General features: G+C 71.1%; 9 protein-coding genes. 4 read left to right on the top strand and 5 right to left on the bottom strand.

Annotated features, from left to right (window positions below):
• From iscB to AB0J58_RS42005, 3 genes are all read right to left on the bottom strand, one after another.
• Positions 1–714 (bottom strand): RNA-guided endonuclease IscB (iscB, locus tag AB0J58_RS41995; RefSeq protein ID WP_364226806.1); only part of this gene is annotated, 714 nt, incomplete at its 3' end.
• Positions 715–1,027: 313 nt separating this feature from the next.
• On the bottom strand, positions 1,028–2,332 hold the full coding sequence (locus tag AB0J58_RS42000; RefSeq protein ID WP_364226809.1) for a hypothetical protein: 1,305 nt from the start codon (positions 2,330–2,332) through the stop codon (positions 1,028–1,030).
• The gene (locus tag AB0J58_RS42005) at positions 2,329–3,549 is read right to left on the bottom strand and encodes a Wzz/FepE/Etk N-terminal domain-containing protein (protein WP_364226812.1); all 1,221 of its coding nucleotides are present in this window, start codon (positions 3,547–3,549) and stop codon (positions 2,329–2,331) included. Before AB0J58_RS42005 ends, AB0J58_RS42000 begins: the two co-directional genes overlap by 4 nt.
• Before the next feature lie 309 nt (positions 3,550–3,858).
• Between AB0J58_RS42005 and AB0J58_RS42010 the strand changes: the two genes are divergently transcribed.
• Positions 3,859–5,055 carry a hypothetical protein gene (locus tag AB0J58_RS42010; protein ID WP_364226815.1) on the top strand — a complete coding sequence of 399 codons (1,197 nt, stop codon included), beginning with the start codon at positions 3,859–3,861 and terminating at the stop codon, positions 5,053–5,055.
• A 30-nt stretch (positions 5,056–5,085) separates the two neighbouring features.
• On the opposite strand, the gene cysC is transcribed toward AB0J58_RS42010, so the two are convergent.
• Together cysC and AB0J58_RS42020 are read right to left on the bottom strand one after the other, a co-directional pair.
• Positions 5,086–6,315, bottom strand: a complete 1,230-nt coding sequence (gene cysC, locus AB0J58_RS42015) for an adenylyl-sulfate kinase (RefSeq protein WP_364226818.1) — start codon at positions 6,313–6,315, stop codon at positions 5,086–5,088.
• A gap of 100 nt (positions 6,316–6,415) precedes the next feature.
• Entirely contained in the window at positions 6,416–7,144 is a 729-nt protein-coding gene (locus tag AB0J58_RS42020) for a class I SAM-dependent methyltransferase (RefSeq protein ID WP_343977859.1), read from the bottom strand.
• A gap of 508 nt (positions 7,145–7,652) precedes the next feature.
• Between AB0J58_RS42020 and mfd the strand changes: the two genes are divergently transcribed.
• Genes mfd through AB0J58_RS42035 form a run of 3 tightly spaced genes read left to right on the top strand, consistent with a single transcriptional unit; the run spans position 7,653 to position 12,844 of the window.
• The gene (gene mfd / locus AB0J58_RS42025; RefSeq protein WP_364226821.1) at positions 7,653–11,210 is read left to right on the top strand and encodes a transcription-repair coupling factor; all 3,558 of its coding nucleotides are present in this window, start codon (positions 7,653–7,655) and stop codon (positions 11,208–11,210) included.
• Positions 11,211–11,236: 26 nt separating this feature from the next.
• A complete protein-coding gene (locus AB0J58_RS42030) occupies positions 11,237–11,884 on the top strand; it encodes a SurA N-terminal domain-containing protein (RefSeq protein ID WP_364226824.1) in 648 nt (215 codons plus the stop codon).
• A 9-nt stretch (positions 11,885–11,893) separates the two neighbouring features.
• A complete protein-coding gene (locus AB0J58_RS42035) occupies positions 11,894–12,844 on the top strand; it encodes a MazG family protein (RefSeq protein ID WP_364226827.1) in 951 nt (316 codons plus the stop codon).
• Positions 12,845–12,942 lie beyond the last annotated feature (98 nt).

The raw sequence follows: 12,942 nt of genomic DNA on the forward strand, positions 1-12,942 counted from the left end.
GGTCTGGTTACACCGGATGCAGGCCAGGGTGAGGTTGCTGATCCGGTCGGAGCCGCCCCGGCTGCGGGGGTGGATGTGGTCGAGGTTGAGCGGTACCCCGCTCGCGCCGCAGTAGGCGCAGGTGCGCCCCCATTTGGTCAGCAGGTATTCGCGGGCCTCGTACCCGGCGAGGGTGCCCTGCTGGTACTCCACTCCTTCCAACGGCTTGCCCGCCGAGAGGGTGTGGGTGTCGAAGGAGACCTTCTCCACGTGGACGGCGGTGACGGGCGCCCACCGGGTCAGCCGCGCCACCCATGACATGGTGGTCTCGACGCGGTGGCGCAGCGACGGCGCAAGCCACCCCTGGGGTCTGGTCCGGTTCAGGAACCGGGGCGCGCGGTGACGCAGGTTGCGTGACCTGCGGCCCCGACGCAGCGCGGCCCGCGCGCTGAGCCTGTCTCGGATCGCCGCGCCTCGGTGGTCGAGCTGAATCGAGTACCGTCCGGCCCGGCTTCCGCCGTGGCCGGTGAACACCGCCAGGCCGGTGTGCCTGGAGCCGGGGTCGATGCCGACCTGCACGCCTGCCACGGTGGAGTCGGCAGCCGACCGGTCTTTGAGGCGGATGACGAACGGTGTGTGACGCACCGCCACCGCCCGCCTGGCCGCCAGCAGGCGGCGGGCACGGGCAGGGTGACAGGGGTCGAGCGGGTGGCCGCGGGCGTCCAGGACGAACACGACAGGGTGAACCTCACGGTTCGCTCCCTCCGGCGCCGAGGCGCCCTCGGGGTGACGACGGTGCGGCGGTGCGGCCGGACCGATCTCCCCTCGCCCAGGTTGAACACCAGGTACCGCCGCCAGGCGGTGTCCGTGAGCCGTTTCGTGCCCACCCTCGGGCGTGTCTGCTCCCACGGATTCGAGAGCTTGGAGCTGAGGAAGCACCCCAAGGTCGGTCTGCAATCTTGTGTTCAACGTAGCCATCTGGATCACACCTCCAGTTCATGACGGCCAGGGCTGGTCAACGCGGGGCTTCAAAGCGCATCACCGCGCCTCAAGCCCCCTCCTTCAGGAGGGGGCCGTTGACCGAGTTCCTCCAGAGCAGCGCGAAGGAGATCAGATACAGGCTGAGCGGTGTGAACAGCCCGTCGTAGACGAACATGTAGAGCAGGGTGAGGATCATCACGAGAACCCCCGCCATGCCGATCGGGCTCCGGTCGCGCCAGTGGCGGCGGACGGCCCCGGCGAAGAACGCCACGTAGAGCACGGCCCCGGTGAAGCCCTGCGTGATCATCAGGTACCAGAGCTGGCCGTCGCTCCCCAGCGGTGGGTGGCCGCAGGTGGGACACCAGCCGCTCCTGCCGGTGGTGATCGTCCGGTGGTTGCCCGTGGCGTTCCTGGTGTTGCCGTAGCCGATGAGCGGTGAGGTGCCCGCGGCGGCGACGGTCGCAGACACGGTGAAGGCGCGGATGTCGTTGCTGTGCGGGCTGTCCAGCCGCTGGGCCACCATCGCCTGCAGCGGGCTGAGGGCGAACACCAGCGCCCCCGCGACCAGAGCCGAGCAGGCCGCGATGCGGGCCCGCGCGTTCAGGCGCACCAGGACGTACGCGGCGGCGACGCCGAGCCCGATCCACAGGCCGCGGTTGAGCGAGTAGACGACGGGGATCGCGGCCAGCACGGTCAGCGGGATCATGGCCAGGCGCCTGCGCGGGCCGCCGTACACCCACCAGCCGATCACGAACCAGACGAGCAGCACCGAGATGTTGCCGCCCCAGGCGTTGGCCCACTCGAAAGGCGCCTCCGGGCGGGGGGAGGCGTGGCCGAGGACCTTCTGCACCTGGGCGGCAGTGGGATGGATCAGGTTGTGGACGAAGGGGTTGCCGCTGATCCAGCCGGGGAGGATCAGCTCGACCGGTGAGGTGAACTCGGCGCGCGGGGCGAACACGCCCAGCAGGCCGCCCGCCACGGTCGTGACGAACAGCGCGCCGAGCATGCGCACCAGGGTGAGCTGGGGCAGCTCCTCCTCCGTCAGGTTGCCGAGGTAGAGCACCATGATCGTCAGTGACAGGTAGAGGCAGAGGCGCATCAGGTAGCCGGCGAGCCGCCCGGCGCCGAACTCGCCGTAGGTGCCCGGCGGCATCTCGCCGAGCATCAGCGCGCTGATCAGGTAGCCCGCCAGGAGCAGCAGCCAGAGCCCGAATCCGCGCGGCGCCCTGATCGGCCGCCTCCGCAGCAGGATCAGGGCCATCGCCGGGGCCATCACGACCACCGACAGGCCGCCGAAACCGAGCGCCCACCAGACTGGATATCCCACCAGGAGCGCGGCGATCGGCCAGGCGGCCGGACGCAGCCTCCTCACAGCCGATGTCCCCTCCGCCCGGCCGCGGCCTGCCGTCCGGATGGAAGGTTCCCGTGTGTTCCGGGTGCGACTCCGGTGTCCGGCGACTCCGGTGCGGCCCGGTCACCGCCCGCCAGGCCCGCGAGGGGCCGTTCGGCTCTCCTGGGGCGGGCAGCGCCGGGCTGTGCCGCGGACGAGATGTGCGGGGTCCGCGCGGGGCCGGACGGGAGATCGGGCGGTGGGGCGTCACCGCGGCCGACGAAGGCGCCGATCACTCGGACTCCGCGGTCGTTCAGGGTCCGTACGGCATCCCGCACCTCGCGCGAGGAGGTGCCGGGCACGGCGACCACGAGCACCGCACCCGCCAGGCCGCGGATCTCCTCGCCGCCGAGGGCGTCGAGACCGGTCAGCCGCCTGACGTCGGCGGTGGTCCGCAGGGTGGTGTCGAGGCGGTCACGGAGCCAGGCGACCCCGACCCCGCAGAGCAGTCCCGCCATGAGGCCGCTGCCCAGGTAGAGGGGCGGGCGGGGGGCGCTGGGGGCGGTGGGCGCCACCGCCTTGCTGATCACCGATCCGGGGGTGACGGCGACGGTCTTGAGGGCGTCGTACCTGGCGGTGAGGGTTTGGGCCTGGCGACCGAGGATGTCCTGCCGCTGGAGGGCGAGGGCTCGCTCCGTGGTGCCCCTGCTCAGCAGGGGGAGCGTGGTGGCGACCTTGGCGAGGCCCGCGTTGACCTGCCTCAGCTTGACCAGTACGGCCTTGAGCTGGGCCGTGAGCATCTGGGTGGACGAGTCTCGGCGCTGGGCCAGGTAGGCGAGGGCGTAGGCGCTCGCGCCCGAGGCGGCCGCCTTCGGGTCGGCGGCGGTGCAGGAGATCTCCAGGACCGAGGTGTTGGGCGGCACGGAGACCACGGCGGGACAGCCGGGAGCGCCGGACAGTTCGTGGGCCTTCGCCGCGACCACCGCGGACCGGGCGACCTGGGCCTCGGTGTCGAGGTTGAGCGGTTCGCGCTGGCGGTTGGTGACCTGGTTGGTCTGTTCCGGCGAACCGGTGGCGGTCACCAGGACCTGAGCGGAGGCGGTGTAGGAGGGCGGGACGAGCCGTAGCAGGACTGCGCCGGCACCGGCTCCGGTGAGGAGCAGGGAGCAGATGATCAGCCATCGGCGGCGGAGGAACGACGCGTAGTCCGCCAGGTCTCCGCCTGCGCGGCGGCCGGGGGTGTCCGGTGACGGGCTCATGTACGCGGGTGCCTCTCCGGCGAACAGACGTTGGGAACCCTAGGAACTATAGGTCGGCCGCCCATTTCCCCGAACCAATACACAAGATTTTCTTCGTGTCGATCCCGCTAATCACGATGAGATAACAGCTATTTATCCGACATTTCCCACCGGCTGCTCCGGGGCTCCGGCATGGGCCGGTAAAGTCGGGGGCGAGGCACGTCCAGGCGATGGGAAGGTGTTTCCGGTGATGGTCGAAGAATGCGTGCGCGCGACGGCTGTGAGGAACCGGTGCATCGGACAAATGCCACTATGGACATAATTCCGCGTATGGTAAGAATTGCCGGTTCGGCTGTCATCCTGGTGCTGGGACTGGGCACTCTCGGACTGGGCATAGCGGGGCTGAGCGGGCTCGGCCGGACCTCCAGCGCCTCGAAGACCTCCGATGCCGCGGGTGCCCGGCAGGCGCCGGGCACACCGGGCACGCCGGGCACACCGGGAACCTCGCCGGGGGCGGAGAGTCCCGGTGCGTCCCGGGAGCCTCGGACGTCCGCGCGCGTACCGGGTCCGGCGGGCGAGCGCCCACGGGCCGCCTGCGAGGTCACCGGCAGGCTCGTCCCCTCCTGCGGAGCATGGTGGGGCGTCGCACCGGAGATCTTCACCGGGAGGCCTCCCGAGCGGGCGCTGGCCAGAGCCGAGCGGCGCATGGGCCGCCCGGCCGACATCATGCACGTCTACCACCGGGGGGACGAGCTCTTCCCGACCTCCGCGGAGCGTGCCATCGCCCGCGATCCGGACGGCCGCAGGCTCCTGCTGGTCAACTGGAAGCCCTCCCTGGAGCACACCTGGGAGCAGATCGCGCACGGCGCGTTGGACGAGCGGATCGACCGGCTGGCCGCCCACATCGTGCGGACCTTCCCGGAGAAGTTCTTCCTCACGGTCCACCACGAGCCGGAGAACGACGTACGGGAGGCCCGCGGCGCGGGTATGTCCGCGGCCGACTACGCGGCGATGTTCCGGCACGTGGTGCGGCGCCTGCGGCACGGGGGCGTGACCAACGCCGTCACCGTGATGACCTACATGGGGGCGCCCAACTGGGCGTCGGAGCCCTGGTTCGAGAAGCTCTACCCCGGTGACGACGTGGTCGACTGGGTGGGGATGGACCCCTACGTCGACCACCGGGTGCACAGCTTCGACGGGCTGGTCAACAAGACCCGGCCCGACTTCCCCCGGTGGCCCGGGTTCTACCGCTGGATGAGTGGGCGCTTCCCGGGAAAGCCCGTCATGCTCGCCGAGTGGGGCGTCTTCGAGCGCCACGACCGGCCCGGGTTCAAGGAGTGGTTCTTCGCCTCGGTACGCGAGGAGATCCGCGACTACCCGCGGATCAAAGCCCTGGTCTACTTCGACTCGCCACGCGCCCCCCGGGGCGACACCCGCTTCGACACCACCCCCGGCGGCCGGCGGAGCTTCGCCGAACTCGCCCGCGACCCGTACCTCGACGCCGCCGTCCCCGCGGGCCGATCCTGACGTCGACGCGGGTCACGGGGCCGGGATCCGTCAGCGGATCCAGCCGCCCTGGATCAGCGGGTCGAGCACCTGGTGCACGGCCCGGTCCACACTGATGCCCGTGGTGTCGATCTCCAGGTCGGCGTCGTCCGGTTCCTCGTACGGGTCGGAAATGCCGGTGAACCCGGGAATGAGCCCCGCGCGGGCCTTGGCGTAGAGCCCCTTGCGGTCGCGGCGCTCGCACTCCGCCAGCGGGGTGGAGACGTGGACCAGCAGGAAGTCGGCGCCGACGGCCTCGACCATCGCGCGCACCTCCTCGCGGGTGGCGGCGTAGGGCGCTATGGGGGCGCAGATCGCCAGGCCGCCGTGCCTGGCGGCCTCGGCGGCGACGAAGCCGATGCGGCGGATGTTGAGGTCGCGGTCCTCCTTGGAGAAGGTCAGCCCCGCCGACAGCAGGTGGCGCACCACGTCGCCGTCGAGGTAGGTCACCGTGCGGCTGCCACGCTCAAGCAGCGCGTCGCGCAGCCCTCGGGCGACGGTCGACTTGCCGGAGCCCGACAGGCCGGTGAAGAAGATCACCAGCCCCCGCCGGTGCGGGGGCCCGGGAATCGTCACGGGTTCCGGGCCCGCCAGGTGCTCGGTCGCGCCGTAGGCCTCGGCCACGCGCTCGCGCAGCTCCAGGTCGATGGCGGGCTCCCTGGGCGCCAGCGGCACCACCGCCACGAGCGTGCCCTCCGGCAGCGCGTCACGGGCCTTGAGCGCGGCGCGGACCACCGCGGGCCCACCCTCGCCGTACGCCAGCGGGAGAAGCAGGATCGACGCCTTCAGCTCCTGCGCGGTCGCCACGATCTCGTCGAGATCGCCCAGCGGCCCGCGCATGGTGACGGCCAGGACCGCCTCCTGCTCGCCCACCTCCTCGCGGACCCGCGCCGGGGTGTGGCGGAGCCGGGCGAACGGCCCGTGCTCGGGGGCGTCCAGAGCCTCCACGGGACCGGCGACGAAGCCGTCCTCGCGCCCGGTGACGGTCAGCACGGCCAGTGCCGCGCCCTCGGGGTCGCGCAGGGTGATCCGGTCGCCGGGGGCGGCGGGGTGGTCGTCGGGCAGCGTGAGGGTGACCGGCGCGGGCCACGGCGTGCCGTCGGCGAGCGTGCCGTGCTCCTCCACGGAGTGCGCGTCGGCCGAGCTCAGAAAGCCGGTCAGCGGGCTGAGGGCGCCGGAGAGCAGCAGTTCGAGGTCGGCCAGCTCACGGGCGTCGGGGGTCCACTCGAAAGGCGCCGTCATCTGCTCCCGCTCCACAATCCTGATCGTCGGACTTTCCGGTCCCGCCTGCTCAGGATGGGCGCCCCGTCCGGCGACCCCGGCTCCACCGCTCCGGCGGATCTCAGATCAGCCGGGCGAAATGGCTCTGGGGATTGCGGATCACCATGGTTATCTCGTCGTGAGACGCGGGCCGGCGTCCCCTGGAGAGGACCTCCACCACCGAGCAGGCGGCGCGGGCAAGCTTACCGAGAGGTCCGTTGAGCGCGGGCCCGCTGCTGGCGGAGATGTCCTCGGTCACCATCAGCCCGCGCACCAGGCAGAAGGAGTGCATCCCCTCGCGCGAGGCGATCTGCTCGTAGACGGCGGGCAGCGGGCCCACCGTTCCCGAGGGGACGAACCTGCGCCACAGCATCCGCCGCAGCCTCGACGGCGCCAGCCGGTCGCAGGCTCCGTACGCCGAGGCCCGGTCGCGCATTCTGACCAGCAGCAGCCCGCCGGGGCGCAGACCGGTGAGCAGCCGGTCGAGCACCAGCTCGGAGTGTTCGATCCGCTCGAGCAGGAACGGCACGTAGACGACGTCGAACGCCCGCGGCGGCACCGGCACGGAGCGCAGGTCGCCCAGCGCCCACGAGTCCAGGTCCTTGCGGGCGGACGTGCTCTTACGCAACGCGGGCAGGTCCTCGTCGATCCCGATGACCCTGGCCTCCGCCTGCCCAAGGTCGAGCGGTTCCGGCCATCCGCACCCGGCGATCAGGACATCGAGCCGCCGACCGAGCTGGCTGGTCCACTGTTCCCTGACCCGCTGACTCAACAGGTCGTCTCGATCGACGACCGATCTCACCTCTGACATGTAACCGAGAGTAGTCAACCCGGCACGATTCATCTACATGGCGACGCCAACGCGTCGCGGTTCGGCCGCTCTTATCCGGCTCCTTCCCTCGTCGAGGCAGGCCGCTCGTTCCTCGCGACCTCCCTCTCCTCAGTCCAGTCGCCGGCGCGGCCTCACGGGTAGTCCCCCAAGGACAGGAGCATGAGGCACGTCCCCGGGGTGAGTCTTGAGGTGGGAGAATGGCGCGTTCCTTCTCCTAGTCCGGTCGCCGGCGCGGCCTCACGGGTTGTCGGCGACGCTGCGCGTCGCGGTGAGGCTGCTGGGATCCGGGTCCTTCCCTCGTCGTTCATCCGCTTCGCTCCTTCACTCCTCGGTCCAGTCGTCGGCGCGGTCTTATGGGGTGCGGGCGGTCCCGGGCGCCCGAAGGCCGGAGCACCGGCCCGCAATTCGGTAGCCTTGACCAGGTACCCCCCGTGTCCGTACGGCTCGGGGCTGTCGTGTTGCCGTCGTGGGGCTGTGGGCGAATCTGATGAGTCTTTCCGGACTTCTGGACCTTGTCGCCGGGGAGCCTGAGCTGGCTTCCCTTCTTCGGGATGTGCGCGAGGGCGACTCGTCCGACGTGTCGCTGGTCGCGCCGCCGGCGCTCCGCCCCTTCGCGGTGGCCGCGCTGGCCAGGGAGGGCGCGGAGAGGGCGGCCAGGACCGTCCTCGCGGTGACCGCGACCGGCCGCGAGGCCGAGGATCTCGCCTCGGCCCTCACCAGCCTCCTGGACGAGAGCACCGTCGCGGTCTTCCCCGCCTGGGAGACGCTCCCGCACGAGCGCCTGTCGCCGCGCAGCGACACCGTGGGCCAGCGCCTGGCGGTGCTGCGCAGGCTGGCCCACCCGGTCGAGGGCGACCTCTCGGCCGGTCCGCTGCACGTGGTGGTCGCGCCGATCAGGGCGCTGCTCCAGCCGATCGTGCGCGGCCTGGGCGATCTGCGGCCGGTGCGGCTGCGCGCCGGGGACGACGCCGACCTCGACGGCGTCGTCCACAGCCTGGTGGAGAACGGCTATCACCGGGTCGACATGGTGGAGAAGCGCGGGGAGGTCGCGGTCAGGGGCGGGCTGCTCGACGTCTTCCCGCCGACCCAGGAGCACCCGCTCCGGCTGGAGTTCTGGGGCGACACCGTCGAGGAGATCCGCTGGTTCAAGGTCGCCGACCAGCGCTCGCTGGAGGTGGCCGAGGACGGGCTGTTCGCCGCCCCCTGCCGGGAGCTGCTGCTGACCGCCGAGGTCAGGGAGAGGGCGAGGGAACTCGCCGAGACGCACCCTTCGCTGGCCGAGATCCTGGAGCAGCTGGCCGAGGGCGTGCCGATGGAGGGCATGGAGGCGTTCGCGCCGGTGCTCGCCGGGGAGATGGACCTGCTCGTCGACCACCTGGGGGAACGAGCGGCGATCTTCGTGTGCGACCCGGAGCGCATTCGCGGGCGCGCCGACGAGCTGGTGCGGACCAGCCAGGAGTTCCTGGAGGCGTCCTGGATCAACGCGGCCTCCGGCGGCGAGGCGCCGATCGACCTGGGCGGGGCGGCCTTCCGCACCCTGGAGGAGATCCGCGACCACGCGCGGCGGCTCGGCCAGCCCTGGTGGTCGCTCGCGCCGTTCGGTGTCGAAGGCGAGGGTGACGGTGCCCAGGGCGGCGGGCCGGACGGCGGGCTGGTGCTGAGGGCGCGCGAGGCGGAGGCGTACCGGGGCGACACCCAGCGGGCGCTGTCGGACATCAAGGGCTGGCTCGACTCCGAGCGGGTGGTCGTCCTGCTGAGCGAGGGCCACGGCCCCGCCGAGCGCATGGTCGAGCTGCTCAAGGGCGTCGACCTGCCCGCGCGCCTGGAGCCGGGCCTTGAGCGGATCCCCGACTCCAAGGTCGTCCACGTCACCACCGGCCTGATCGAGCACGGGTTCGTCACCCCGTCACTGGCCGTGCTGACCCACCTCGACCTGGTCGGCCAGAAGGCATCGACCAAGGACATGCGGCGATTGCCGTCCCGGCGCCGCAACATGGTCGATCCGCTCCAGCTCAAGGTCGGCGACAACGTCGTGCACGAGCAGCACGGCGTGGGCCGCTACGTCGAGATGGTGCAGCGCACCGTACAGGGCGCCACCCGTGAGTACCTGGTGATCGAGTACGCCAGGGGCGACCGGCTCTACGTGCCGACCGACCAGCTCGACGAGGTCACCCGCTACGTCGGTGGCGAGTCGCCCACACTCAACCGGATGGGCGGCGCAGACTGGGCCAAGGCCAAGACCAAGGCCAAGAAGGCGGTCAAGGAGATCGCCGGAGAGCTGATCCGCCTGTACTCGGCCCGGATGGCCTCGCCGGGACACGCCTTCGCGCCCGACAGCCCGTGGCAGCGCGAGATGGAGGACGCCTTCCCCTACGCCGAGACCGGTGACCAGCTTGAGGCCATCGACGAGGTCAAGCGCGACATGGAGCGCCCGATCCCGATGGACCGGCTGATCTGCGGCGACGTGGGCTACGGCAAGACCGAGATCGCGGTGCGGGCGGCGTTCAAGGCGGTGCAGGACGGCAAGCAGGTGGCCGTCCTGGTGCCGACCACGCTGCTGGTGCAGCAGCACATGTCGACCTTCGCCGAGCGGTTCTCCGGATTCCCGCTCAACGTCAGGCCGATGTCGCGGTTCCAGAGCGACGGTGAGGTCTCCGCGACCCTGGAGGGCCTGCGCGAGGGCTCGGTCGACGTGGTGATCGGCACGCACCGGCTGTTCTCATCCGAGGTCAGGTTCAAGCAGCTCGGCCTGATCATCATCGACGAGGAGCAGCGGTTCGGCGTCGAGCACAAGGAGGCCATGAAGCACATGCGCACCCAGGTCGACGTGCTGGCCATGTCCGCGACCCCGATCCCCCGCACGCTGGAGATGGGGCTCACCGGCATCAGGGAGATGTCCACGATCCTCACCCCGCCCGAGGAGCGGCACCCGATCCTCACCTTCGTCGGCCCGTACGACGAGAAGCAGATCGGTGCCGCGGTCCGGCGCGAGCTGATGCGCGACGGCCAGGTCTTCTTCGTCCACAACCGGGTGGCCAGCATCAACAAGGTCGCGGCCATGCTGCGTGAGCTCGTGCCCGAGGCCAGGATCGCCGTCGCACACGGCCAGATGCAGGAGCACCAGCTGGAAAAGATCATGGTGGGCTTCTGGGAGCGCGACTTCGACGTGCTCGTCTGCACCACGATCGTCGAGTCGGGCCTGGACGTGCCCAACGCCAACACCCTGATCGTCGACCGGGCCGACAACTACGGCCTCTCCCAGCTCCACCAGCTGCGCGGCCGGGTCGGCCGGGGCCGCGAGCGCGGCTACGCCTACTTCCTGTACCCGCCGGAGAAGCCGCTCACCGAGACCGCCCACGAGCGCCTGGCCACCATCTCCCAGCACACCGAGATGGGCGCGGGCATGTACGTGGCGATGAAGGACCTGGAGATCCGCGGCGCCGGCAACATCCTGGGCGCCGAGCAGTCGGGCTTCATCGCGGGCGTCGGCTTCGACCTGTACGTGCGGATGATGGCCGAGGCGGTGCAGGAGCAGAAGGCCAAGCTGGCCGGCACCTACCAGGAGGACGAGCGGCCCGACGTCAAGGTCGAGTTGCCGATCAACGCCCACATCCCGCACGACTACGTCACCTCCGAGCGACTGCGGCTGGAGGCGTACAAGCGGATCGCCGCGATCGGTTCCGACTCCGACATCGGCGCGGTGCGCGACGAGCTCGTCGACCGGTACGGACGGCCGCCCCAGCAGGTGGAGAACCTGCTGGAGGTCGCCCGCTTCCGGATTCGCGCCCGCCGCGCCGGGCTCACCGACGTCACCCTGCAGGGCCAGAACATCAAGTTCGCGCCGGTCGAGCTGAAGGACTCCCAGCAGGTCCGGCTCCAGAGGCTGTACCCGAAGGCGCTGCTGAAGCAGGCAGCCGGTACGTTGCTGGTGCCCGTACCCAAGACCAGGCCCCTGGGCGGCCAGCCGCTGCGCGATCTGGACCTGCTCAAGTGGTGCGGCGATCTCGTCGAGGCGATGTTCCTCGAAACCGCGCGGGTAGAGTAAGCACGTTTGTCGTGAAGGGAACGCATGTGAAGTCGACCCGAGTGCGCGTCATCCTGGCGGTCGCCGCCGCCGGTGTCGCGTTGACCGCCTGCTCTCCGAACCAGATCGGCGCCGCCGCCATCGTGGGTGGAGAGCGGATCAGCTCCAGCGAGCTGAACAGGAACGTCCGCGAGTACGAGGAGGCGCTGGCCAAGGCGGGCGTCTCCGCCTCGCAACTGCAGTTCCAGGACAACGTCTCGCAGCTCGTGCTCTTCCAGCTGGCCAATGCCAAGCAGTACGCGAAGGTCGCGGAGAGCAAGGGCATCACGGTCACCGACGGCGAGATCGACCAGGTGATCGCGGGCCAGGGCGGTCAGGAGAAGTTCGAGCAGCAGATGCTCCAGCAGGCGGTGGCCCCCTCGCACGCACGCGAGTTCATGAGGTCGCAGGTGCTGATGAGCAAGCTCGCCGCCAAGTACGGCGGCGGCACGGACGAGGCCGCCTTCCAACGCGGAAGTGAGCAGGCGAGAAAGGAGCTGCAGGCCATGCCGATCACCTGGAACCCGCGCTACGGCAAGCTCAACGAGGAGCGGAGCCAGGAGCGGCCGAGCGTCTTCGTCGACGCCGGTCGTTTCGGTGCCGCCGGGGCTCCCGCCGCCCCTGCCGCCGAGCAGCCCGAGACCCCGCAGCAGTAGCCTCCGGGCATGTCGCTGATCATTGTCACCACCTCGCCCCGGGTCGCCCCGGGGCTGCTCAGCCATCGCGCCTGGCAGGTTCTCGGACAGGGCCCGGTCCGCACCGGGGCCGCTGACCATCCGCACCTGCCGTACCTGGCGGAGGCCGGGATCGACGTCGAGGTGGTCGCCTGCGACCCCGCCGCGCTGGTCCGCGAGGCGGCGGCGGCGACGGTCGTGTGGCTGGAGGCCGACGAGGCGCTGATGCGCTCCATCGGCCACGCCGCCGTGGCGCTGGAGGACCCGCCGGTGATCGAGGTCGTCCCCGGCTCGTACGACCTGCCGGGCGCGCGGCTGCTCGACCTGATCTCGGTGATGGACCGGCTGCGGGTCGAATGCCCGTGGGACGCCCGGCAGACCCACGAGTCCCTGGCCCCGTACCTCATCGAGGAGGCCTACGAGGTGCTGGAGACCATCGAGGAGGGCGACCACGAGGCACTGCGCGAGGAGCTGGGCGACCTGCTCCTCCAGGTGGCCTTCCACGCGCGGGTCGCCCGCGAACGGCCGGACGGGTTCGATGTCGACGACGTGGCCGACGGGATCGTCGCCAAGCTCGTCCGCCGCCACCCGCACGTCTTCGCCGACACCCGGGTGGAGGGCGCGGGCGAGGTCAGTGCCAACTGGGAGACCATCAAGGCGGCCGAGCGCGCGGCCAAGAGCGGCGGCGATCCGGGTTCGGCGGTCGACGGCGTCCCGATGGGCCAGCCCGCGCTCTCCCTCGTCGCGCAGCTCCTGCGCCGCGCCGAGCGCGCCGGCGCCCCGGCGGGCCTTCCCGAGGGGGTGCCCGCCGACGGCCTGGGGGCGAAGCTCTTCGAGCTCGTACGGCAGGGGCACGCGGCCGGACTCGACCCCGAGGCCGAGTTGCGCGCCGTCGCCCGCGCCTACCGGCGAGCTATTGGCGACGCTGGCGCGTCGCGGTGAGGCCGCTCTTATCCGCCTCCTTCCCTCGTGAGGGAGGTCGCTCGTTCCTCGCGACCTCCCTCTCCTCAGTCCAGTCGCCGGCGCGGCCTCACGGGTAG

The organism is Streptosporangium sp. NPDC049644 (genome assembly GCF_040675205.1).
In the GTDB taxonomy this organism is placed as follows: domain Bacteria; phylum Actinomycetota; class Actinomycetes; order Streptosporangiales; family Streptosporangiaceae; genus Streptosporangium; species Streptosporangium fukuiense.

Coding starts and splice junctions, on each gene's coding strand:
- AB0J58_RS42005 (WP_364226812.1), bottom strand. CDS start 3,549: ATGAGCCCGTCACCGGACACCCCCGGCCGCCGCGCAGGCGGAGACCTG.
- AB0J58_RS42010 (WP_364226815.1), top strand. CDS start 3,859: ATGGTAAGAATTGCCGGTTCGGCTGTCATCCTGGTGCTGGGACTGGGC.
- cysC (WP_364226818.1), bottom strand. CDS start 6,315: ATGACGGCGCCTTTCGAGTGGACCCCCGACGCCCGTGAGCTGGCCGAC.
- AB0J58_RS42020 (WP_343977859.1), bottom strand. CDS start 7,144: ATGTCAGAGGTGAGATCGGTCGTCGATCGAGACGACCTGTTGAGTCAG.
- mfd (WP_364226821.1), top strand. CDS start 7,653: ATGAGTCTTTCCGGACTTCTGGACCTTGTCGCCGGGGAGCCTGAGCTG.
- AB0J58_RS42035 (WP_364226827.1), top strand. CDS start 11,894: ATGTCGCTGATCATTGTCACCACCTCGCCCCGGGTCGCCCCGGGGCTG.